Origin of the sequence: Acinetobacter towneri DSM 14962 = CIP 107472 (assembly GCF_000368785.1) — a bacterium.
GTDB classification, from domain to species: Bacteria; Pseudomonadota; Gammaproteobacteria; order Pseudomonadales; family Moraxellaceae; genus Acinetobacter; species Acinetobacter towneri.
This window is the reverse complement of sequence record NZ_KB849683.1, coordinates 8,023-29,750: the sequence shown is the minus strand read 5'-3', so window position 1 is coordinate 29,750 and position 21,728 is coordinate 8,023. Positions and strand designations below refer to the sequence as shown.

The window sequence follows — 21,728 nt, the reverse complement described above, 5'->3', positions numbered from 1 at the left end:
GTAAGGCATTTGCATGCTTTTATTATGCTAAAGCTTAATGATGACCCTTTTATGTAGAAAGCTGAGATGACGAAATAAAAATAAAAAAAGGTTTTGATAAAAAACAATAAATTTCTTCACCTCTCCTTTTTTGACGGCATAACTCAGTTGTAGCATAGCGATTGAAGATTGTCTTGACTGCAGAGTAACGCAATGTGTCATGTTTGTTGATTTTTCATCAATAGAGGGATTGAGGATTATCAAAATTGGCGATGGAGATGGTCTTAACTGCAAATTCCGTTTATCGCTTTATCCATTTTACGCTCTAGATAATTGCCAAGTTGCTGATTAGAATAGCGCCACTATAAAAATAGCAACGATAATAACAATGCAAAGTTCACTCTTTGCTGTATTAGAAAAATTTGGCTTAAGCCCTCAACACCGCACAATTCATATCCAGTTTTCTAATTCAGCCTTAAATCATCAGGTCTTTTTGCAGTGCGTTTATGGTCAGCATGCCATCAACCAAGGTTTGCAGATGGATGTCTTATGCCTCTCACCGCATGCAAATTTGCCGTTGAAACAATTTATTGGCAGTCGGGTGGCTGTAGATCAACTCACCGATCAAGGCGAATTATTTCGACATAGCGGCATTATTACTGCAGCAGCGCAAGGGCAAAGTGATGGCACGCTCAGTCTCTATAAATTGCAGATTCAGGATGCAACGGCTTTGTGGCATAAACGCCGCAACAGTCGGGTATTTATGAATAAAACTGTGGTGGAGGTGAGTGAAATTCTGTTTAAAGAATGGCAAGACCGCAGTGCATTATTTGCTGCAAGTTTAAGTTTAGATTTAAGTGGTCTCAGTCAGCGTTATGCAGTTCGACCTCTCATCATACAATCCAACGAAAGCGATTATGAGTTTTTAACCCGTTTGTGGCGTAGCGAAGGCATCAATTGGTTGGTGGATGAAAAACAACCTTGGGTTGAGTATTTTTTAACGCCTATGGATACACAAAAATTAAGACTGATTGAGCAGAATAGTCATTATCAGCCCTTAAAACGTAGACGAGTGGCATTTCAGCGTACAAGTGCAATCGAGCAGCGGGATAGCATTTACACTTGGATGGCACAGCGTAACCTGCAACCCACTGAAGTACAGTTACAACGCTGGCAACCCGATCTTTTGGCACAGGACCAAAATTCAGTACAGTTCACATCGCCCTTACAAAGTAGCACACAAAATAGTGAAGCTTTAAGTTTAGAACAGGCGTGGTGCGTGAGTCCTGCGTGGATGCAAGACTTAACTGGGCAAGATCAGGTGACAGCTGCAAGTACCGAACAATTAGAACAATTGGGACAACAATTGGCTCAGTATTATGATTTGCAGGCAAAATATTTTTCCGCGCAAAGTAATTTACGTGATGCGCAAGTGGGGTATTGGTTTGAATTACACGGGCATGCTGAAATTGATCAACATCCCCAAACTGAACGAGAGTTTTTAATACTGTCCAAACAGTTTTATAACCAAAACAATTTAGCACCTGAATTACAACAGCATTTTTTGAGTCTGCTGCAACAAAGTCAGTGGACATTTCAGTTACCGTTGGAGGGTGATCCTCAACAATTTTGTCAATTGAATTTGATTCGACGACATATTGCGCTCGTTCCAGAGTTTAATCCATTACTGCATCGTCCCGTGGCTTATCCACAGCGCGCTAAAGTGGTTGGACCTGAGGATGAAACCGTGCATGTAGATGCGTGGGGGCGTATTAAAGTTCGGTTTTTATTTACCCGAAGTGATGACCACTTGCATGATGGTGGTGCGGGTGCCAACGACAATGAGAGCGATTCGGCGTGGGTGGATGTACTCACACCGTGGGCAGGTGAGGGTTATGGTGCAAGATTTCACCCACGTATTGGTGAAATTGTGGTGGTGGATTTCTTTGATGGCAATATTGATCGTCCTTTTGTGGTTGGACGTTTACATGAGGCAGAACGACAACAGACACAATTCGATACAGTTGGAACTCTACCCGATACCAAATACTTGAGCGGGATTCGTTCACAAGAAATACGTGGTGCAGGGTTTAACCAACTTCGCTTCAATGACACCACCAAACAATTCAGTGCGCAATTGCAGAGTAGTCATGCTGCGAGTCAGTTGAATTTAGGATATTTGAGCCATCCAATGCGGCAGGAGGATTCAATTGGGCGCGGCGAAGGCTTTGAATTAAGAACTGATCGGTGGGGAGCTGTGCGTGCAGGTGCAGGCTTACTGCTTTCAACTCATCCACAAGCACAGGCACAAGCGTATCATTTAGATGCGAGTCCTGCCAAAAGGCAATTGGAGTCCAGTTTAGCGGCAAGCAAAGGCTTAAGTGAGTTGGCACAAAATCAGCAAACAGATCCTTTGGAAACACTGGAGCATCTCAAAGAATTTTTAAATCAAATTGAACTAGAAGATCAAACTAAAGCGGCAAGTTTTAAGCAGGCGGTTATGATTCTTTGTGCGCCCAACTCAATTGCAGTTTCAACTCAGCAAGATTTACACCTTTCTGCAGATCAACATATTCATCAAAGTGCCGCAGGCAGTATTAATGTTTCTACCCAAAAATCTGTGATTACCCATGCACGCGATAAAATCAGTTTATTTGCAGCGGAGCAAGGTATACGTGCTTTTGCAGCCAAGGGTAAAGTCGAAATTCAGGCACAAGATGATGGTGTAGATTTTTTTGCACGGGAAGGGATTCAAATTATTTCAACTGAGGGGCGCATTGAAATCAGCAGTCCGAAAGAAATTGTGCTAACGGCAGGCGGTTCACAAATCAAAATAAATTCAAAAGGTGTGTTGAATACAACAGGTGGGAAATTTGAATGTAAGGCGGGGCAGCATTGTTTTGAGGGTGGGGAACGGGTGGCAAGCGTCCAATACAGTTTGCCTCAAGCTGAGACTGAATATAGTCATCAAATTGATTATCAGTGGGATGTTGCAACTGAAGATGAGAAAGAGATTTTTGTTGTCGGAAAGCAAGATGGAAGGCTCATTAACACGAATAAAAATATACAAGATGCAAATCAGAGTGTCAGTTCATTAAGATTTTATACGTCAGAAAAAACTGAATTCGTTGCGTTAGGGTTTAATTCATCCTATGTCTATTTAACTCAGTCGGCTGTACAAGATAATAATATTGATGAATTATGGGCTGAAATAGAAGAAGAAACAGAATTAGAAGAAGATGAAGTTTATGCAGAAGAGGATTTAGGCTAATGAGTAATTTAGTCACAATTACATCAAAATTTTATGATCGTTCAGGGCGTCGGGTGATCAACTTAAATGTTATGTCTAGATACCAAGGTTCAAAACGTGAAAATCTTCAGAAAACTGATCTTCATGGGCAGTTTGTATTTCAGGCATCTCCACAAAGAACAGTAGAAATACTGGCAAAACCACCCAATCAAAAAGATTTTACTGTTTTTAAGGTCATTCATACATCTATTGGTTCATCATCACAAGATCCAATAAAAATTCAGTTACCTAAAACAATTGAAGAATATAAACAAAAAGAATTAGGTGAAACCAAAGCTAGAATTGTTACAACTACTTTTAAAGTGGTAGATTGTGCTGGGAAAGTGGTTTCAAATTTTCCTATTCAATCAAGACCTAGAGGGCGGAAAAATGCTTATGAACGATATACCAATGAAAATGGGATCGTGGAGGTATTGTCATCACCACAGCGTGATATTGAAATTTTGGTGTTAACTTCAAATGATCAATTTGTCGTGAAATGTGAGGTAAATTCTAAAAATGGCTCACAGCAGCCGATTTTAATACAACTCGATGAACCATATAGTAATTTCAAAAGCCGATCTGAATTAAAACTAAAAGATAGAACAGGTGAGCAGTTAATTGAAACTCCAACTGATATTGAAATGTTGATGTTGGATACGGGTAAAAAACAGATAATTACCATTTTAAATGGCAGTACTCCATTGTTCAGTATGGTGGGGCAGCGTTTGCAATTTAGAGTATTAAAGCCGAATGGGGATGCTTTAAGCCCTGTGACTTATAGTGCAAAAAGAATGCGTGCAGATGCGGTTGAATTGCGTTTGGATGTGGAGGTTGTTAAAGGTATCACGGCAGAGGGTAGGCCGAGTATTGAGAAAAGTATCAAGTATAATTTAGAGGAGATAGTTTCATTAAGTTTTTTTAAAGCTGTTTATGGCCCTAATAAACTATTTTCTCATCGTGTAATGAAAGGGCGATCGACACATAATACTCCACCTGAAAAATTTGTTATAGAGTTAAACAAAAGCCTAATTAAGCATAATCTTAAAGACAAATTAATGTTATGTCATTTTTTAGCACAAATTTATCATGAGTGTGATCATTTTAATACATTGATTGAGTATGCGAGCGGTAAGGATTATGATATTTCAAATTTTCCACCATCTGTTTGTGATATAAAAAAAAGCCGAGCATGTAGAAGAAGAAAACAAATTTTGGCTGAAGGAAACACATCTTTAGGAGATGGCCCTAAATACAAAGGGCGAGGCTTAATTCAGCTAACTTGGAAAAGTGCGTATAAAAAATATAAAAGCTATTCTGGAATTGACGTGGTTAATAATCCGGAATTACTCTGTGATGATTTATTTCATGCTGTAGATAGCTCAGTCTGGGCTTTTAATGTATTTAAAAATGCTGATAGTTTAATTCACAAAGGATATAAAGATTTAAATGGCACTTATAGTGATAACTATCATTTAAAAGTTGTTGAATCTGTTAGTAGGAGAATAAACGGTGGAAATAATGGTATGGCTGAAAGAAAAAAATTATTTATAAAAATATTAAAAGAGGTTGAGAAAAGAGATGGGTTTAAATAAATTTTATCTATTTTTTTTATTGCTTTTTACTTGTTATGTATCGGCAGAAGAAATATTGATTAAAGAAAAAAATAGTATTTATTATAATGAAAACGGAGAAAATTTCTTATTATTTAATAAAAAAGACTATTGTTTTGATAAAGATGCTTTTTCAGTAGAGTATTTTGGTATTCCTTTAAAAAAATATGTAGTGGTCAATTATACTGAAGACTGTAATCCAAGTGGGCAGTATCGAATATTTGAAATTTCTTCCCTGAAGGCAAAAGAATTTTATTTAAGTCCTTTGTATGATCCTGAATTTATAAATAATCAGATTATTGAAAGGTTCAAAGATGGAGCAATCAGCTACAAAAGAATCTATACATTAAAGTCTGGAAGCTATTCAAGACAAGAGGAATGGAAATCTTTGGCTCCAAACATAAATATAAGTACTTATTTTTTAAATGGTTATAAAGTTTATGTGCTTAAAGATGACTTAGGAAGAGAGATTCAAAATCTGATGATAACTTCTCCTAAAGCATTCTTGTTTGATCGTTATTTTATTCGGAAAAAGTCTTATCTCATCCAAGGGGATCGAGTCAAAATAAACCATATTGCAAAAAACAAAGATAATTTTTTCCTAAGTATTGATTATATTAGTAAAAAAAATGGAGTGGTAAAGGCATATATTATGCTGTCCGATGTTATTTGATGTATAGGATAATCCTCATGAAGTCGCTTTGTAGCAACTTCATGATAGCTTTGATCAACCTTCCATCACTTCTTCTAATAACTCTTCACTTGGGGCAAAGTAATATGCACCGTCTAGAGCAGTCACAAAGTGCAGTAAACGGTCATGGATGCCATCACCTGAAGTACCAAACATACGTTCTAACATGGCATCAATAATGCTCAAATCTTTGGTATAAGCAATAAAGAATAAACCCTGATCGCCCTTGCCATCACCATAAGGTAAAGAGTGGCGCAAAATTTCCATTTCATCGCCTGCATCATCTTCAACGACTGTACGTGAAACGTGCGAATTTTCAGGTTGTACATCTTCATCTAATTCAATCGATTCTAGCTTGGTACGTCCAATCACGTGTTCTTGGGCATCAACTTTGAGCTTTTTCCATTTTTCTAAATCGTGACAATAGCGCTGTGCAAAAATAAAAGAACCATCGGCAAACACGCCTGCATCTTCCCCTAAAAGTGCAACTTCGGCACGATCATCTGGAAATTGTGGGTTTTCGGTACCATCAATAAATCCCGTCATGTCGCGTCCATCAAAATAACGGAAACAGACCCGTTCATCCAACACTTCAATTTTGTCTTGGATCCCCTCAAAAAAGGCCTGACTGAGCGCAAAGCAAATATCTGAACGGGCACTCGCGAGATGAATAATCACATCGGCAGGCACGACAGGCATTGGGTACGCCCCTTGAATCGGTTGTAATTGTTTAAAACCATCTGGAGATTGCTCATAGAGTTGTGCCCAAAGTTCAGGACCAAAAGCAACGCCAGTTTTAATTTGGGCATGTGGATGTTGGGTAATCAAACGATCCCGTGTGCTAAACAAGTCAGCCAATTTTTCTTTTAATTCAGCAATGCTTAAGTCTTTTAAACGAAGTACAAGAAAGCGAGCATGATCTGAAGGTAGTGGCAAAATTACAGATTGGGCAGTCATGTATAGCTCCTGAAAATTTGTTGTTTTCTATAAAGTTGACTTTATTGTGCCTGATTGCATGCAGGCTTAATAGCCTGAACCCGATTTTATTCAACGTTTTTAGTCATGAGATTAAGTGAAATATCATATAATGCACTGTCTTGTGAAAAGCGGCGATATATGTCTTATCAAGTTTGGATTGCGTTTATGTTGGCCTGTTGGGTGATTAGTGTTTCACCTGGCGCGGGTGCAATAGCATCTATGTCGAGTGGTTTGAATTATGGTTTTCGACATGGGTATTGGAATGCGATTGGTCTACAACTCGCTTTATTATTGCAAATCGCGATTGTAGCCGCAGGGGCAGGGGTATTATTTGCGACAACACCTTGGGCATTTCTAATTGTGAAATGGTTTGGTGTGGCATATTTGTTATATCTGGCGTATTTGCAATGGGCAGCGCCTGCACAGTCGATTGAAATTCAGCATGAGCTGACGCGAAAATCTGCTGGAAAATTGGTGATGTACGGCTTTCTGGTCAATATGAGCAATCCCAAAGCAATTGTGTTTTTATTGGCAGTTTTACCGCAATTTTTAGATTTATCTAAACCGCAATGGACGCAATATGCAATTATGGCACTGACCATGATTAGTATTGATTTGATTGTGATGGCGGGCTATACGGGCTTGGCTGCAAAAGTTTTGCGTTTGTTAAGATCACCGAAGCAGCAAAAATTTATGAATCGTACTTTTGCTGCATTGTTTGCAGGTGCTGCGTTTTTGTTGAGTTTGGTGCATCAGTAATGTCTTCAATTACACAAAAGTGTACGCTGTAATTATAAAAATAGATTGAGACATACGTTGAAAATAAAATGTATTCCGCGAGCACTTTATTGGCAACATTGGTGGATCAGCATGTTGCTTTTAAGTTTTTCAACTTTAATTGCAATTGGATTAGCGATTCACTTTTCAGTAGATCGCGTGTTTTGGCCAATTGCTTTGATGGCACATTTGAGTATCAATTTGATTTTTTCTTTTGTATTTGCCGCCTTGCAAACTTATTTTAAACATACGGTGTGGCAAAGTGTGGTGTTGATTAATATTACGGCTGTGTTGTTGATTGCATTTATGCAATGTTTTATCTACAAAAGATAGATTGGAATGCTGTTTCAGAAAGTCAGCAGCAATTGAGTCTTTTACAGCAAGTGATTCATAGTGATATAGCACTGTGGATAGCGTATATACTGCCATTTTTGGTCGTAATGCTCATTGCTGCAATACAAAAATATAGATATTCATTAACGAAAAACTAAGCTATCTTTCTGACTTTTTGCACGCTAAAAATTACTGCAAAAATGATCGCCATAGTCATCACAATGCTTAAACCTGTTGAAATGTTTAAGCCTGCACTTGACCATAAACCTACGCTGACTGCAATTTGCGCCACAATAAACGCCCAAATCACCATTTGTTTAGGCGAGTGAGCCAATAAACGTGCGGTTAAGGCAGGAATCACCAACAATGCACCCATCAATAAAGAGCCGACTGCACGTAAAGCCAATACTGTAAATAATGCCAATAACAACATAAAAATCAGACGTTGCCATTGTGCATTCACGCCTTCACTAACCGCAATATCAGGGTCAATTGCAATTTGAATTTGTGCCTGCCAAAATTTATACAGCACCGCTAAAGCAACAATAATCACTAGGGCAAATACAGGTAAATCTGCCCATGAAATGGTGAGTAAATCACCAAATAAATAGCTCAGCAATTCAGGACGCAAACTTGGAATATGCTGAATAAAGAGCAAACCTGAACAGAGCAAGGTTGCAGAGCAGAGCGCCAATAATGCATCATTTGGCAACCGTGGATCATGTAAAATCCACAAAACACCCACCAATAATAATGCCAAGAATGTCACGCCCATCCACAGAGGCAAACTCAACGCCCCTGCAATCGCCACACCCAATAACGTACCATGTGCCATCGTGTCGGCAAAAAAGGACATGCGTCGCCACAGCATTAAACAGCCAAGTGGGGCGGTCAAAAATACCAATAAACTGCCCATGATCCATGCAGGTAACAGCAATTGTAGCCAATCCATCATGGGTTAAGCTTCCGGTTCAGGGTGAATATGAGGACGTGAATCATGCTGACAAGGCTCGGCATGATCGCCATGGGCGCAGTGTTCATGGTGATGTTGATAAAACACCCGATTGGTTCCAAAAATAGCTTGGTATTCAGGGTGTTGCTGTACATTTTCGGGCAAACCGCTACAGCAAATGTGTTTATTTAAACATACCACACGATGCGTACCTTGCATGACCCATTGCAAATCATGCGACACCATCAATACCGCACAGCCATATTTGCTGGGTAAGTTGCGCACATAGTCATACAGTTCAGCTTCGGACTGAATATCTAGTCCTTGCATCGGCTCATCCAGTACTAAAACATCAGGTTGACGTAATAAGGCGCGTGCCAATAGCACCCGTTGCCGCTCACCACCAGACAGTTGTTGTACTTTCGAATCTTGCAGTTTGGCAATCCCAGTATCGCGGATAATCTCTGCTTTAATTGCGTCTGGGCATTTTTCTAAAGCCAGTAAATCTTTCACTCTTAAAGGTAAGCTGTGTGAAGGATTAAACTTTTGCGGCACATACGAAAAAGTCAGCTTGCGTGCATTTACAAGCTTGCCTGCATTCGGTTTGACAATGCCAAGCAAGACTTTAATTAGAGTCGATTTTCCTGCGCCATTGGGGCCAATTAGCGTGACAATTTCATGTGCATGCAATTCAAAATCGACATTTTTTAAAATATCGCGCTCATCTATTCGCACCTGAATATTGTGCAAGGCGATGAGCGGTGCAGTGGTTATTTGCTGTTGCACTGCTGACATTTTCCAGAAATCTCAATAATGCTGTGATGCGGGCTAAAGCGGTCAGAGGCTGCCAACTGATCGAGTTGCTCTAATAAACCTTGCGCTGAAGCTTCTTTAACGACTTTACATTCAGTACAGATCAAAAAAGCCGCTTGGTGTCCTTCACGTGGATGACAGCAAGGAATATAGGCATTGATTGAAGTCAAACGGTGAATTAGTCCTTTTTCCAGTAAAAAATCCAAAGTACGGTACACCGTTGGCGGTGCTGCAGGACGATCAGACTCACTTTTAATTTTCGCCAATAAATCATAAGCACCCATTGGTGCAGATGCCTTGAGAATGAGTTCCAACACTTCTTTACGTAGCGGTGTTAAACGAGCACCTGTTGCCGCACATAAACTTTCAGCTTCGGCAAGACGTTGATCGACATTGTGATGGTCGTGAACGCCATGTAATGCATTGTGATGCTCGTGCGAACATAAGCTCATAGCCACCCCAGTTGAACTTTAAAAGAAAAACGACAGTAAATCTTAGCATGAAGCGTTATTAGTTTCGATTATACGTAGGTATTTTTATAAAATTGTTATATTATAACATTTATCGATTTTTCGTGATATGCCGCAATGTTTCGTTTATTTAGTTTCTGTTTCTTAGCGTTATGCAGTACTGTCAGCATGGCGCAGGCTTTGGTGGTGTCTACGCATCCTATCTATTTGATTGCCCAAAAAGTCACGCAAAATATCGAAACACCCACTTTATTACTGGCAGATCAAACAGGGCATGATGTATCGCTCACGCCTGCACATCGTAAAATCATCCAAGATGCGGGTTTAATTATTTGGCTAGGTAAGGCGCATGAAGCACCGCTAGAACGTGTATTACATCAAAATCCTAAAGCGATTGCTTTATTAGATACGGGCATTATGAAAACTTTGCCGCAGCGTTCAGAACGTGGTGCAGCATTAAAAAATACAGTAGACAGCCATGTCTGGCTAGACCCAAACAATGCGGTGCGTATCGGCTTCTTTATTGCCGCGTTACGTTCTCAGCAAATGCCTGAACATCGCGATGGATACTGGAACAACGCACGTGCCTTCGCACAGAGTTTATTCAAAAGTGCAAGTCAATTTCAGACTCAAACTGCAGCACAGCCATATTGGGCCTATCACGATGCCTATCAATACTTAGAACGTCCCTTAAATTTAGAATTTTCAGGGTCGATGACCAACGATCCGCATATTGCGCCAACAGTCGCACAAATTAAATATTTGAACGATCACCGCCCAAATCCAAAAATGTGCCTGCTTGCAGAAGGTCATGCCAGTAAAAATCAGTATATGAAATTGAATCCAATTGTGTTTCAAAAGGTCGATGAAAGCATGCGCGGCGCAGATGATTTTGTGCAAGCGTGGCAGCAATTAGCCAAGCAAACCAAGGCTTGTGTATTAAATGCACGAAAATGATGCGTTTTTTAAGCAAATTTGAAATATGACAATTCCGAGACAAACATGCAAAAAAACACGACTAAGGTCGGGAAACGATTGCATGTTCAGGGGGCTAACTCTATAATGCCTGCGATAAAAAACGATCATCAGTTGAACTTGTCAAGCATTAATGCTGTGAGTGGATAAAAAAATGAGCCGAACTAGTCGCTTGATTGACCGACGATTAGCTAAAGCTTTGGTCTTCTTACAAGCATTCATGATTCCAGTTTCAGCCCTGATAGCGTGGGTCTTGAAAGACTCAACGGCTGCCTTAAGCGCTGCACTTGGTGCTAGTGTTTGTTGGTTGGCAAGTTGTTATTTTTCATGGCAGTCGTTTCGAGCAGCAGGTGCACGAGCGTCCAGACAGGTTCTTTCGAACATGTATAGAGGAATGCTCGGTAAGTTTGCAATCGTGATCGTAGGATTCATTTTAATTTTAAGCAATGTACAGCCGTTATCCCCGGTGGCATTGTTTTGTGGTTTTATGCTCGTTCAAAGCATGTCGTGGGTTGCGCCATTTTGGGTGTCACGATTACAAAAACGAGTCTAAACGCAGCAAAAATTGAAAAGTTTTTCAGGAATAGGCGAGATATCAAGCAGCACGCGATGTTCGTTTGTTCTATTAGTTTTTTTACATTGACCAGGTGTGATTTATGGCTGCTGAAGAACATGCCCTTACTTCGACCGAGTATATCAAGCATCACTTGACCAATATGACCTATGGCAAAATGCCAGACGGTTCATGGAAGTTGGCTGAGTCTGCTGAAGAAGCTCAACAGATGGGGTTCACTGCTATTCACTTGGATTCAATGGGTTGGTCTATCGGACTTGGTCTGATCTTCTGTTTATTGTTCTGGATTGTTGCGAAAGCTGCAAATTCAGGCGTGCCTGGTAAATTCCAGTCAGTAATTGAAGTGATTATCGAGTTTGTGGATTCAAGTGTACGTGATACCTTCCATGGGAAGTCTCGATTAATTGCACCCTTAGCATTAACCATTTTCGTGTGGATTTTCCTCATGAACTTGATGGATTTAATCCCTGTTGACTTTATTCCTTATGTAGCTCAACAGGCGATTGCATCTATGCTGGGTGTGGACCCTCATCAGGTTTACTTTAAAATTGTTCCGACTACAGATCCAAACATTACCTTAGGTATGTCTATTTCTGTATTCTTCTTAATTATTTTCTATAGTATTCGTGAGAAAGGTGTTGGCGGCTTCGTTGGTGAGTTGGCACTTAACCCATTCAACCCAAGTAATCCAGTTGCTAAAGTGCTTTTAATTCCATTCAACTTATTGTTGGAATTGACTACTTTCTTGGCGCGACCAGTTTCATTGGCTCTACGACTGTTCGGTAACATGTATGCGGGTGAGTTAATCTTCATTCTTATCGCGTTATTACCGTTCTGGATCCAGTGGGCATTGTCTGTGCCTTGGGCGATTTTCCACATTTTGATTATTACGCTACAAGCATTCATTTTCATGATGTTGACTATCGTGTACATGAGCATGGCAAGCGAAAAGCATTAATGGTATGGCCTAACTGTCATCGGGCGGTTGGGCACACAATTTTTTAACTTAATTTGGTATAAAACCTAACCTCTGAGGAATTATCATGGAACTCACTTTAGGTCTAGTTGCAATTGCATCTGCTATCTTGATCGCTTTCGGTGCTTTAGGTACTGCGATTGGTTTTGGTCTTTTAGGCGGTCGCTTCCTTGAAGCTGTTGCTCGTCAACCAGAATTGGCTCCACAACTTCAAACTCGTATGTTCTTAATCGCAGGTCTTCTTGATGCTGTGCCTATGATCGGTGTTGGTATTGGCTTGTTCTTCATCTTCGCTAATCCATTTGTAGGTTAATCAGCTTAATTCCGAAATTCACTATTTGAGGAATTTGCAATGAATATCAACCTCACATTGTTTGGCCAAGCGATTGCATTTGCGATTTTCGTCGCATTCTGCATGAAGTTTGTATGGCCACCACTAATCAATGCGATTAGTGAGCGTCAGCGTCGTATTGCTGACGGCTTAAATGCAGCTGAGAAAGCCAAAGCTGATCTTGCCGATGCGCAAGCTCAAGTGAAAGCTGAATTAGATGCAGCTAAAGCACAAGCGGCTCAATTGATCGAACAAGCGAATCGTCGTGCAGCACAATTGGTAGAAGAAGCGCGTACCCAAGCATCTGCTGAAGGTGAGCGTATTCGTCAACAAGCGAAAGAAGCTGTTGATACAGAAATCAATTCTGCTCGCGAAGAATTACGTCAACAAGTAGCTGCGCTTGCAGTAACTGGTGCAGAGAAAATTCTTAGCCAGCAAGTTGACGCAGAAGCTCACAATGCCATGCTGACTCAGCTGGCTGCTAAACTTTAAGAGAGAGGCAGATTATGGCTGAACTCTTGACGTTGGCACGCCCATACGCTAAAGCAGCATTTGCTTACGCTTCTGAGCAAGGTGCAACTGACAATTGGTCAACAGCACTTAACTTGCTCAGTGCTGCGGTGCAAGACGAAGCATTTTCAGCTTACTTAAATCGCCCTGAGCTTACGCCTGCTGAGCAGGTGAGTATTTTTGCCAAAGTTTTAGGTGAAGACCAAACTGCAGCAGTGTCAAACTTTTTGACATTGCTTGCTGAAAACAACCGTTTGGCTTTGCTTCCTGAAATTCAAGCAGAATACGAACAGCTCAAATCACAGAATAACAATACTGTGGATGTTGTGATTGAATCAGCATTCCCATTGACTTCTGTACAAGAACAAATTCTTGCTCAAGCGTTAGAAAAACGTTTCGCTGCGGCAGTAAATGTTTCTGTAGAAGTGAACCCAGCGTTAATTGCGGGTGTGGTTATTCGTGCAGGCGACCAAGTGATAGATGATTCTGCGCTTAACAAGCTTGAAAAAATGCGGACACGTCTTTTAGCTTAATTGCGAAGACTGAACTAATAAAAGATTGAGGTATAGCGCAATGCAACAACTGAATCCATCCGAGATCAGTGCGCTCATTAAACAGCGTATCGGCGATCTGGACACCAGCGCGACCGCTAAAAACGAAGGTACCATTGTTATGGTATCCGACGGTATTGTGCGCATTCACGGCCTTGCTGATGCAATGTACGGTGAAATGATCGAATTCGACGGCGGCTTATTTGGTATGGCACTGAACCTAGAACAGGATTCAGTGGGCGTCGTTGTTTTAGGTAACTACTTAAGCCTTCAAGAAGGTCAAAAAGCACGTTGCACAGGTCGTGTATTAGAAGTTCCGGTTGGTCCAGAACTTTTAGGCCGTGTGGTAGATGCTTTGGGTAACCCAATTGATGGTAAAGGCCCTATTGATGCAAAATTAACTGATGCCGTAGAAAAAGTAGCACCAGGCGTAATTTGGCGTCAATCAGTGGATCAACCTGTTCAAACTGGTTATAAATCAGTTGATACCATGATCCCTGTAGGCCGTGGTCAACGTGAGTTGATCATTGGTGACCGTCAAACTGGTAAAACAGCAATGGCGATCGATGCGATCATCGCTCAGAAAAACTCTGGCATTAAGTGTGTATACGTAGCAATTGGTCAAAAACAATCGACTATCGCAAACGTAGTACGTAAGCTAGAAGAAACTGGCGCTATGGCGTATACCACTGTTGTCGCAGCAGGTGCATCTGATCCAGCAGCAATGCTGTATTTAGCTCCGTACTCTGGTTGTACAATGGGTGAATACTACCGTGACCGTGGTGAAGACGCGTTAATCATTTATGATGACTTGTCTAAGCAAGCTGTTGCGTATCGTCAAATTTCATTGCTTTTACGTCGTCCACCAGGTCGTGAAGCGTATCCAGGTGACGTGTTCTATCTACACTCGCGTCTACTTGAGCGTGCTTCTCGTGTATCTGCTGACTACGTTGAGAAATTCACTAACGGCGAAGTTAAAGGTCAAACTGGTTCTTTAACTGCATTGCCGATTATTGAAACTCAAGCAGGTGACGTATCTGCATTCGTACCAACCAACGTAATTTCGATTACAGATGGTCAGATCTTCTTAGAAACATCATTATTCAACGCGGGTATTCGTCCTGCTGTGAACGCGGGTATTTCTGTATCGCGTGTTGGTGGTTCTGCTCAAACTAAGATCATCAAAAAATTGTCTGGTGGTATCCGTACCGCTTTGGCGCAATACCGTGAATTGGCAGCGTTTGCTCAGTTCGCTTCTGACCTTGACGAAGCAACTCGTAAGCAACTTGAACATGGTCAACGTGTAACTGAGTTAATGAAGCAGAAACAATATGCGCCATACTCAATTGCTGACCAAGCTGTTTCAGTTTATGCATCTAACGAAGGCTACATGGCTGACGTAGAAGTGAAGAAAATCGTAGACTTTGATGCTGCGTTAATTTCTTACTTCCGTTCAGAACATGCTGCGTTAATGCAACAAATCGATGAAACTGGTGATTTCAACAAAGACATCGAAGCTGCAATCAAAGCAGGTATTGAAAGCTTTAAAGCGACTCAAACTTACTAATTTAGCATTGGCTAGTTAGAGGTTTGGTTCACGGAATCAACCTTCGGAAGCCTGAAAGGGCTTTCGAATACTAGGTTAAGCGTATGGCAAATTTAAAAGAAATTCGCGCCAAAGTTGCTAGTATCAAGAGCACGCAAAAGATTACTCGCGCGATGCAAATGGTTGCTGCTTCTAAGATGCGTCGTGCGCAAGAGCGCATGGCTCAAGGCCGTCCGTATGCCGAAAATATGCACCGTGTAATTGCTCATTTGGTACAGGCGAACCCTGAATACAAACACCGTTATATGATTGAACGCCCTGTAAAACGCGTTGGTTATATCATCGTGTCTTCAGATCGTGGTTTGGCAGGTGGCTTGAACATTAACTTGTTCAAGAAAGTTGTAAAGCATGTACAGCAACAACAAGAGCAGTCAATTGAAGTTCAGTTTGCTTTAATTGGTCAAAAAGCGGTTTCGTTTTTTAAAAACTACGGCGGTAAAGTGCTTGGTGCAACTACAAACGTAGGTGACGCGCCAAGTCTTGAACAGTTATCTGGCTCTGTGCAAGTGATGTTAGATGCGTACGATAAAGGCGAGTTAGATCGCATTTACCTCGTGTCAAACGGCTTTGTCAATGCCATGACTCAAGATCAGAAAATCGAACAACTTGTTCCTTTAGCATCTGCTGAAGAAAACAAGACTCTTAACCGTCAATACGGTTGGGATTATATCTATGAACCAGAAGCTGAAGAGCTGTTAAATGGTTTATTGGTTCGTTACATCGAGTCTATGGTTTATCAAGGTGTGATTGAAAACATCGCATGTGAACAGTCTGCGCGTATGGTTGCAATGAAAGCTGCAACAGATAACGCAGGTGAACTGATCAAGAGCCTACAACTTATTTATAACAAGCTGCGTCAAGCCGCGATTACTCAGGAAATTTCTGAAATCGTTGGTGGTGCCGCTGCCGTTTAACATTATTAGTTTGAATTGAGGAGACAGCAATGAGTGGCGGTCGTATCATTCAGATCATCGGCGCGGTTATCGACGTCGAGTTTGAACGCAACAGCGTTCCTAAGATCTATGACGCTCTCCAAGTTGACGGTACTGAAACTACATTAGAAGTTCAGCAACAACTTGGTGATGGCGTAGTTCGTACTATTGCAATGGGTTCTACTGAAGGCCTTAAGCGTGGTTTGAACGTAACTAACACTAACGCACCAATCTCTGTACCAGTAGGTACAGCGACACTTGGTCGTATCATGGACGTTCTTGGTCGCCCTATCGACGAAGCTGGTCCAGTTGCAACTGAAGAGCGTTTACCAATTCACCGTCAAGCGCCTTCTTATGCAGAACAAGCGGCTTCTACTGACCTTTTAGAAACTGGTATTAAAGTCATTGACTTACTTTGCCCGTTCGCGAAAGGTGGTAAAGTTGGTCTGTTCGGTGGTGCGGGTGTTGGTAAAACCGTAAATATGATGGAGTTGATCAACAACATCGCTAAAGCGCACTCAGGTTTATCTGTATTCGCTGGTGTTGGTGAGCGTACTCGTGAAGGTAACGACTTCTATCACGAAATGAAAGACTCTAACGTTCTTGACAAAGTAGCAATGGTCTACGGTCAGATGAACGAGCCGCCTGGTAACCGTTTACGCGTAGCGTTAACTGGTTTGACTATGGCTGAGTACTTCCGTGATCAAAAAGATGAGAACGGTAAAGGTCGTGACGTATTATTGTTCGTAGACAACATCTACCGTTATACACTAGCAGGTACTGAAGTATCAGCACTTCTAGGTCGTATGCCATCTGCAGTAGGTTATCAGCCTACACTTGCAGAAGAGATGGGTGTTCTTCAAGAACGTATTACTTCAACTAAGTCTGGTTCGATTACATCTATTCAAGCTGTATACGTACCTGCCGATGACTTGACTGACCCATCACCTGCTACAACGTTCGCGCACTTAGACGCAACTGTAGTATTGAGCCGTGATATTGCATCTCAAGGTATTTACCCTGCGATCGATCCACTAGACTCAACTTCACGTCAGTTAGATCCATTAGTTGTTGGTACTGAGCATTACGAAATTGCTCGTTCAGTTCAAAACGTTCTTCAACGTTATAAAGAATTGAAAGACATTATCGCAATTCTTGGTATGGACGAATTGTCAGAAGAAGACAAACTTACTGTATACCGTGCACGTAAGATCCAACGTTTCTTCTCTCAACCGTTCCACGTAGCTGAAGTATTTACTGGCGCGCCTGGTAAACTTGTACCGCTTAAAGATACAATTCGTGGCTTTAAAGGTCTTCTAGCTGGTGAATACGATCATATCCCAGAACAAGCGTTCTATATGGTTGGTGGCATTGACGAAGTGATTGCTAAAGCCGAGAAACTTTAATTAGCAGCTCTAATTTAGGAGATTCTCATGGCGACTATGCAATGTGATGTTGTAAGTGTAAAAGAGTCTTTGTACTCGGGCACTGTGACTATGCTAATTGCAAAAGGTGCTGGCGGTGAACTCGGTATTATGCCGGGTCACGCACCACTGGTAACTTTGCTTCAGCCGGGTGCAATCCGCGTTCTGCTGGAAAATGGTACAGAAGAATTAATCTATGTATCTGGTGGCGTTCTAGAAGTTCAACCGCATGTTGTTACGATTCTTGCAGATACTGCAGTTCGTGCAGAAAACTTAGATGAAGCGGCAATTATTGAAGCGCGTAAACACGCTGAACAATTGTTGGCAAATCAAAAGAGCGATTTGGACTCTGCTGCTGCTTTGGCTGCTTTGGCAGAAACTGCTGCACAGTTGGAAACCATCCGCAAAATCAAAAACCGCGCACTTTAATTGTCGGTTTAAGATTGAAAAAAGCCATTCGAAAGAGTGGCTTTTTTTATGCTGTTTGGAATTGAAGCCTTATCTTTGCTTAAGATGCTGTATTGGTAGTTTCAGTAGGCTGATTTGACTCACCTTGTAAAATCATCCCCGCCAGTTTTAGCATTTCAGCTTGAATACTCCCCATTTGCTGTTTCAGTTTCTTAAAGTCCACTTTGCTTAAATCGACTTGTCCATTTAAAAATGGTGAAGCCAAAACTTGCTGATTGGCAGCCAATAAGTTTTGACGGATGGTATCAATTTCCTGTGTTTTTAAGTCTAGGCTGCTTAGTGTTTGATTGAAGCCTTGTAACTGCTGTTGTAATTGAGTCGCTGCAATTTGTAATTGTTGTGGATCTTGCGAATCTACAGCGGTTTGCAATTCAGACTTGGTTTGATTCAGTTGTTCGACATATTGACCTGCTTTGAGCTGTAGATCAGCCACATCGCGCACAATATAGAACATATTGCCACTGCTTAATGGAGCGTTGGTTGGGTTTGTATTGCTGTTGGATGATGCGCTGGAATCATCTTGATTAGTTGTTTGCGTTTGCGGCGTGTTCATTTGATCACAGGCGCTGAGTAGCAAGGCAGAACTCAATAGTGCAAACGGAAGTAGTGTCTTCGAAGATACATTTTTCATATTCATGTGATTTTTGGTACTCATTGAGAATGAATATAAAACGAAAATATGAATAAAAAACAGATTGTTGCAAAGCAATAACAAATCTTAATTTTTTTGTCTAAATCAAAAAAAATAGGAGTTTTAAAGAAACTCCTATGTATTAGACATCTTTCATAAAAGAAAAATGATCATAAGTAATGCGTCGAATTGATATTGATAGTCCCTTCTCTTGCGCCATATATGGCTCAGGATGAGGAATATATTCCGCAAGAGGATGAGGGAGCTGAATTATTGATTTAAAGAGAATTTATGAAAGAACTCTTTAACTTGCTGAATAAAAAATTATTTAGCCAATTCAGCCTCAATCGCTTCTACAATGCGCGGGTCATCTGCGGTTAAATCTGGGGCAAAACGCGCCACCACTTCACCTTGTTTATTCACCAAAAACTTTTCAAAGTTCCACAATACTTCAGGTGGTTCATTTGGGGTTAAGCCGTAATCAACCAAATCTTTCCACCATGGGCCTTCACCAATACGTTCAGGAATTGCTTGCGTTAAAGCCGTGTAGAGAGGATGTTTTTCTGCACCCACGACTGGAATTTTAGCAAACAATGGAAAACTCACCTGATAATTCAGTGAGCAAAATTCCTGAATTTCTGTATCGCTGCCCGGTTCTTGTGCCAAGAAATCATTCGATGGAAAGGCTAAAATTTCTAAGCCTTGTGCCTGTTTTGCTGCGTAGAGTTGCTGTAAGCCTTCGTATTGCGGGGTTAAGCCACATTTTGATGCCACGTTCACGATCAACAACACTTTTCCTGCATATTGATTTAATGTGGTTTCCGTACCCTGATTGGTTTTTACTGCAATGTCATAAACTGAAGTGCGCATAGTTGCTTCCTAGAATCTGTATTTTACCGCTACTGTTGTAACTGTAATTTTTGGGTACAGCAAGTTTTATAGCAAAGAAATTTACGACACTGATGGAATCCCGCATAGCCGTGATATTGCGCAGAAAAATGTAATTCGTATCTGCATTTTATTTTATTGATGGATAAATCGAGCGAAAAGTGCCATAAATAGACACTGGGTTTTTAGCACTTTGCATCACAAGTCAGTTATAGAAAAGGGTTTCACAGTAGGTATGCTGTTTGGTACAACAAGGATGATGAATACATGATACGGTCAGATAAAGGCGTATTTTGGGCAATTTTATTGCCATTGATTGCGGTATTGATTTGGTCTTTAAATATTGCAGTAACGAGGTATGTGGCGGAGTATATTTCACCCGTCAGTATCAGTTTTTATCGCTGGTTGATTGCTTTTCTGATTTTAACCCCGTGGATATTGCCCAAAGTTTGGCAGCAGCGTGAGTTGATTCGTCCACATTTGAAACAGTTGGCAGTGCTTAGTGCTTTTGGTTTGGTGCTGTATCAAGGTCTAAGCTATACCGCAGCCAATTACACCACTGCAACCAATATGGGCATTATTAATGCGTTTATTCCCATGTTTACGGTTTTGGTTTCATTGCTGATCTTAAAAGACATTCCGACACGATTTGCGGTTTTGGGCTGCATTATTTCATTTTCGGGTTTGTTGTATGTGATTGCACAAGGAGATTTGCGTCAACTCAGTCAGCTGACAGGACATGCGGGCGATATGCTCATGGTTTTGGCGGTATTTTTTTACGCCTTTTATGGGGTGTTTTTAAAGAAATGGAATTTAAAATTGCCGCTCATGCTGAGTCTTTATGTGCAAATTATATTCGCCTTACTTTACCATCTGCCATTTATTTTGTGGTTCGGCTTGGATCATTTAAATAGCCAAAATGGTTTAAGTGTGCTGTATGCAGGTATATTTCCTTCAATTATTGCACCTTTGGTATGGATGTTGGCCGTTCAATATTTAGGGCCAAATCGCACCAGTATTTTTATGAATTTGATGCCTGTTTTCACGGCTATCATTGCATATTTTTGGTTGGCAGAAGTGTGGGGGAGTTATCACAGTATCGGTGGATTGATTATTTTAACGGGTATTGTGTTGGCACAAATGAAAGCACGCGTACACATTCAAGCAAAAATTTGAGTTTAATTGGTGTTTTTTTGATCACATAAAGGTGTATTTAAAATGCCTTTTATTCAAAATTTATACAGTATTGAGTGTTATGAATTATGACAGTTTTTTTAATTTTTCTAAAATAATTGTAAAAATAGTAAGATAATTTAAATTGTTAAGAAAAAAAGATGAATCTTTCATTGAATATTTGTCTTGGATTAATAGGAAAAATCTATTTGTATAGTCGACTAAATTACTCCATAATTCACGTACTGAAAATGATCCACTGTATTCAATAATCAGTGAAATATCATTTGCAGCAAGATTTTCAAACCCTCTGGATGTGCTTTTATACACATCCTTTTTATGCTCAACCATCCCTATATGGTTGAGCTTTTTTTTATCCACTGGAGCGTAAAACCTCGTGGTTCAGCACGAGGATATAAGCGACTGGAGTAAACCATATGAACGACACGAAATGTCGTTTTAAATACTTGTACTATAGTCACTATTAAGAAAAATACTGTTAAAATAATTGGATGAAGACACTCAAATTACGCATAAAAGACAAACATTGCAAGGTGCTAAATCAGTTAGCATCCGAAGTAAATTTTGTCTGGAATTATGTCAATGATTTGTGTTTTAAGTATCTACAACGTAAACAACAATTCTTTTCAGCATACGACCTTGCAAAATACACGAAAGGCACATCGAAAGAATGCAACTTGCACAGTCAAACTATTCAGGCAGTGACAGAAGAATTGGTCACAAGACGCAAGCAGTTCAAAAAAGCAAAACTAAAATGGCGTGTCAGTAATAAA

Annotated in this window: 23 protein-coding genes and 1 pseudogene; 17 read left to right on the top strand and 7 right to left on the bottom strand. The window is 40.6% G+C overall.

Annotated elements, in window-relative coordinates; genetic code table 11:
• Nucleotides 1-367: 367 nt before the first annotated feature.
• From F947_RS00745 to F947_RS00735, 3 genes are read left to right on the top strand one after another with little or no spacing between them, the layout of a single operon-like run.
• Nucleotides 368-3,250, top strand: coding sequence for a type VI secretion system Vgr family protein (locus F947_RS00745; protein ID WP_004970169.1), 2,883 nt, complete (start codon nt 368-370; stop codon nt 3,248-3,250).
• Entirely contained in the window at nt 3,250-4,863 is a 1,614-nt protein-coding gene (locus F947_RS00740) for a glycoside hydrolase family 19 protein (protein WP_004970167.1), read from the top strand. Before F947_RS00745 ends, F947_RS00740 begins: the two co-directional genes overlap by 1 nt.
• Nucleotides 4,850-5,554, top strand: coding sequence for a hypothetical protein (locus F947_RS00735; protein ID WP_004970164.1), 705 nt, complete (start codon nt 4,850-4,852; stop codon nt 5,552-5,554). Before F947_RS00740 ends, F947_RS00735 begins: the two co-directional genes overlap by 14 nt.
• A gap of 54 nt (nt 5,555-5,608) precedes the next feature.
• Here the strand turns inward: F947_RS00735 and F947_RS00730 are convergent, their stop codons facing one another.
• Nucleotides 5,609-6,529 carry a Dyp-type peroxidase gene (locus F947_RS00730; protein WP_004970160.1) on the bottom strand — a complete coding sequence of 307 codons (921 nt, stop codon included), beginning with the start codon at nt 6,527-6,529 and terminating at the stop codon, nt 5,609-5,611.
• Between the two features lie 159 nt (nt 6,530-6,688).
• Here F947_RS00730 and F947_RS00725 point away from each other — a divergent pair, with 159 nt between their 5' ends.
• Both F947_RS00725 and F947_RS14030 read left to right on the top strand, forming a co-directional pair.
• The gene (locus F947_RS00725; protein ID WP_026438405.1) at nt 6,689-7,309 is read left to right on the top strand and encodes a LysE family transporter; all 621 of its coding nucleotides are present in this window, start codon (nt 6,689-6,691) and stop codon (nt 7,307-7,309) included.
• A gap of 111 nt (nt 7,310-7,420) precedes the next feature.
• Nucleotides 7,421-7,660 carry a hypothetical protein gene (locus tag F947_RS14030; RefSeq protein WP_004970157.1) on the top strand — a complete coding sequence of 80 codons (240 nt, stop codon included), beginning with the start codon at nt 7,421-7,423 and terminating at the stop codon, nt 7,658-7,660.
• 154 nt (nt 7,661-7,814) lie between these two features.
• On the opposite strand, the gene znuB is transcribed toward F947_RS14030, so the two are convergent.
• The 3 genes from znuB to F947_RS00705 are packed head-to-tail and all read right to left on the bottom strand — an operon-like array spanning nt 7,815 to nt 9,877.
• Nucleotides 7,815-8,615, bottom strand: a complete 801-nt coding sequence (gene znuB, locus F947_RS00715) for a zinc ABC transporter permease subunit ZnuB (RefSeq protein ID WP_004970154.1) — start codon at nt 8,613-8,615, stop codon at nt 7,815-7,817.
• Between the two features lie 3 nt (nt 8,616-8,618).
• Nucleotides 8,619-9,407, bottom strand: a complete 789-nt coding sequence (gene znuC / locus F947_RS00710; RefSeq protein WP_004970152.1) for a zinc ABC transporter ATP-binding protein ZnuC — start codon at nt 9,405-9,407, stop codon at nt 8,619-8,621.
• Nucleotides 9,383-9,877 (bottom strand): transcriptional repressor, encoded by a 495-nt coding sequence (locus F947_RS00705; RefSeq protein WP_004970151.1) that lies wholly within the window; start codon nt 9,875-9,877, stop codon nt 9,383-9,385. Before F947_RS00705 ends, znuC begins: the two co-directional genes overlap by 25 nt.
• A gap of 135 nt (nt 9,878-10,012) precedes the next feature.
• On the opposite strand from F947_RS00705, the gene F947_RS00700 reads away from it, so the two are divergent.
• The 10 genes from F947_RS00700 to F947_RS00655 all read left to right on the top strand — a co-directional run bounded on the left by F947_RS00700 (nt 10,013) and on the right by F947_RS00655 (nt 18,203).
• On the top strand, nt 10,013-10,852 hold the full coding sequence (locus F947_RS00700; RefSeq protein ID WP_004970149.1) for a metal ABC transporter solute-binding protein, Zn/Mn family: 840 nt from the start codon (nt 10,013-10,015) through the stop codon (nt 10,850-10,852).
• A 172-nt stretch (nt 10,853-11,024) separates the two neighbouring features.
• The gene (locus F947_RS00695) at nt 11,025-11,423 is read left to right on the top strand and encodes an ATP synthase subunit I (protein WP_004970147.1); all 399 of its coding nucleotides are present in this window, start codon (nt 11,025-11,027) and stop codon (nt 11,421-11,423) included.
• A gap of 103 nt (nt 11,424-11,526) precedes the next feature.
• Complete coding sequence (atpB, locus tag F947_RS00690) at nt 11,527-12,402, top strand: F0F1 ATP synthase subunit A (protein WP_004970145.1); 876 nt, start codon at nt 11,527-11,529, stop codon at nt 12,400-12,402.
• Nucleotides 12,403-12,487: 85 nt separating this feature from the next.
• Nucleotides 12,488-12,733, top strand: a complete 246-nt coding sequence (gene atpE, locus F947_RS00685) for a F0F1 ATP synthase subunit C (RefSeq protein WP_000424060.1) — start codon at nt 12,488-12,490, stop codon at nt 12,731-12,733.
• 39 nt (nt 12,734-12,772) lie between these two features.
• Nucleotides 12,773-13,243 carry a F0F1 ATP synthase subunit B gene (locus F947_RS00680; protein ID WP_004970142.1) on the top strand — a complete coding sequence of 157 codons (471 nt, stop codon included), beginning with the start codon at nt 12,773-12,775 and terminating at the stop codon, nt 13,241-13,243.
• Nucleotides 13,244-13,257: 14 nt separating this feature from the next.
• Nucleotides 13,258-13,794: a F0F1 ATP synthase subunit delta gene (locus F947_RS00675; protein WP_004970141.1), complete on the top strand. Its 537-nt coding sequence runs from the start codon at nt 13,258-13,260 to the stop codon at nt 13,792-13,794.
• Between the two features lie 40 nt (nt 13,795-13,834).
• Entirely contained in the window at nt 13,835-15,379 is a 1,545-nt protein-coding gene (gene atpA, locus F947_RS00670; protein ID WP_004970138.1) for a F0F1 ATP synthase subunit alpha, read from the top strand.
• Between the two features lie 83 nt (nt 15,380-15,462).
• Nucleotides 15,463-16,332, top strand: coding sequence for a F0F1 ATP synthase subunit gamma (atpG, locus tag F947_RS00665; protein ID WP_004970136.1), 870 nt, complete (start codon nt 15,463-15,465; stop codon nt 16,330-16,332).
• A gap of 29 nt (nt 16,333-16,361) precedes the next feature.
• A complete protein-coding gene (atpD, locus tag F947_RS00660) occupies nt 16,362-17,756 on the top strand; it encodes a F0F1 ATP synthase subunit beta (protein WP_004970134.1) in 1,395 nt (464 codons plus the stop codon).
• Nucleotides 17,757-17,783: 27 nt separating this feature from the next.
• On the top strand, nt 17,784-18,203 hold the full coding sequence (locus F947_RS00655) for a F0F1 ATP synthase subunit epsilon (RefSeq protein ID WP_004970132.1): 420 nt from the start codon (nt 17,784-17,786) through the stop codon (nt 18,201-18,203).
• Between the two features lie 79 nt (nt 18,204-18,282).
• Here the strand turns inward: F947_RS00655 and F947_RS00650 are convergent, their stop codons facing one another.
• Nucleotides 18,283-18,873 carry a hypothetical protein gene (locus F947_RS00650; RefSeq protein ID WP_026438404.1) on the bottom strand — a complete coding sequence of 197 codons (591 nt, stop codon included), beginning with the start codon at nt 18,871-18,873 and terminating at the stop codon, nt 18,283-18,285.
• A gap of 324 nt (nt 18,874-19,197) precedes the next feature.
• Complete coding sequence (locus F947_RS00645; protein WP_004970127.1) at nt 19,198-19,743, bottom strand: glutathione peroxidase; 546 nt, start codon at nt 19,741-19,743, stop codon at nt 19,198-19,200.
• 285 nt (nt 19,744-20,028) lie between these two features.
• Here F947_RS00645 and F947_RS00640 point away from each other — a divergent pair, with 285 nt between their 5' ends.
• Nucleotides 20,029-20,937 (top strand): DMT family transporter, encoded by a 909-nt coding sequence (locus tag F947_RS00640; protein WP_004970125.1) that lies wholly within the window; start codon nt 20,029-20,031, stop codon nt 20,935-20,937.
• A gap of 84 nt (nt 20,938-21,021) precedes the next feature.
• Here F947_RS00640 and F947_RS00635 read toward each other — a convergent pair whose 3' ends face one another.
• On the bottom strand, nt 21,022-21,315 hold the full coding sequence (locus F947_RS00635) for a hypothetical protein (protein ID WP_004970123.1): 294 nt from the start codon (nt 21,313-21,315) through the stop codon (nt 21,022-21,024).
• Nucleotides 21,316-21,446: 131 nt separating this feature from the next.
• Between F947_RS00635 and F947_RS00630 the strand changes: the two are divergent.
• Nucleotides 21,447-21,728 (top strand): annotated as a pseudogene (locus F947_RS00630) (RNA-guided endonuclease InsQ/TnpB family protein); the annotation flags it as partial.

Excerpts from the sequence above, each read along its gene's own strand:
- F947_RS00745 (WP_004970169.1), top strand. The coding sequence starts at position 368 with ATGCAAAGTTCACTCTTTGCTGTATTAGAAAAATTTGGCTTAAGCCCT.
- F947_RS00740 (WP_004970167.1), top strand. The coding sequence starts at position 3,250 with ATGAGTAATTTAGTCACAATTACATCAAAATTTTATGATCGTTCAGGG.
- F947_RS00735 (WP_004970164.1), top strand. The coding sequence starts at position 4,850 with ATGGGTTTAAATAAATTTTATCTATTTTTTTTATTGCTTTTTACTTGT.
- F947_RS00730 (WP_004970160.1), bottom strand. The coding sequence starts at position 6,529 with ATGACTGCCCAATCTGTAATTTTGCCACTACCTTCAGATCATGCTCGC.
- F947_RS00725 (WP_026438405.1), top strand. The coding sequence starts at position 6,689 with ATGTCTTATCAAGTTTGGATTGCGTTTATGTTGGCCTGTTGGGTGATT.
- F947_RS14030 (WP_004970157.1), top strand. The coding sequence starts at position 7,421 with ATGTTGCTTTTAAGTTTTTCAACTTTAATTGCAATTGGATTAGCGATT.
- znuB (WP_004970154.1), bottom strand. The coding sequence starts at position 8,615 with ATGATGGATTGGCTACAATTGCTGTTACCTGCATGGATCATGGGCAGT.
- znuC (WP_004970152.1), bottom strand. The coding sequence starts at position 9,407 with ATGTCAGCAGTGCAACAGCAAATAACCACTGCACCGCTCATCGCCTTG.
- F947_RS00705 (WP_004970151.1), bottom strand. The coding sequence starts at position 9,877 with ATGAGCTTATGTTCGCACGAGCATCACAATGCATTACATGGCGTTCAC.
- F947_RS00700 (WP_004970149.1), top strand. The coding sequence starts at position 10,013 with ATGTTTCGTTTATTTAGTTTCTGTTTCTTAGCGTTATGCAGTACTGTC.
- F947_RS00695 (WP_004970147.1), top strand. The coding sequence starts at position 11,025 with ATGAGCCGAACTAGTCGCTTGATTGACCGACGATTAGCTAAAGCTTTG.
- atpB (WP_004970145.1), top strand. The coding sequence starts at position 11,527 with ATGGCTGCTGAAGAACATGCCCTTACTTCGACCGAGTATATCAAGCAT.
- atpE (WP_000424060.1), top strand. The coding sequence starts at position 12,488 with ATGGAACTCACTTTAGGTCTAGTTGCAATTGCATCTGCTATCTTGATC.
- F947_RS00680 (WP_004970142.1), top strand. The coding sequence starts at position 12,773 with ATGAATATCAACCTCACATTGTTTGGCCAAGCGATTGCATTTGCGATT.
- F947_RS00675 (WP_004970141.1), top strand. The coding sequence starts at position 13,258 with ATGGCTGAACTCTTGACGTTGGCACGCCCATACGCTAAAGCAGCATTT.
- atpA (WP_004970138.1), top strand. The coding sequence starts at position 13,835 with ATGCAACAACTGAATCCATCCGAGATCAGTGCGCTCATTAAACAGCGT.
- atpG (WP_004970136.1), top strand. The coding sequence starts at position 15,463 with ATGGCAAATTTAAAAGAAATTCGCGCCAAAGTTGCTAGTATCAAGAGC.
- atpD (WP_004970134.1), top strand. The coding sequence starts at position 16,362 with ATGAGTGGCGGTCGTATCATTCAGATCATCGGCGCGGTTATCGACGTC.
- F947_RS00655 (WP_004970132.1), top strand. The coding sequence starts at position 17,784 with ATGGCGACTATGCAATGTGATGTTGTAAGTGTAAAAGAGTCTTTGTAC.
- F947_RS00650 (WP_026438404.1), bottom strand. The coding sequence starts at position 18,873 with ATGAAAAATGTATCTTCGAAGACACTACTTCCGTTTGCACTATTGAGT.
- F947_RS00645 (WP_004970127.1), bottom strand. The coding sequence starts at position 19,743 with ATGCGCACTTCAGTTTATGACATTGCAGTAAAAACCAATCAGGGTACG.
- F947_RS00640 (WP_004970125.1), top strand. The coding sequence starts at position 20,029 with ATGATACGGTCAGATAAAGGCGTATTTTGGGCAATTTTATTGCCATTG.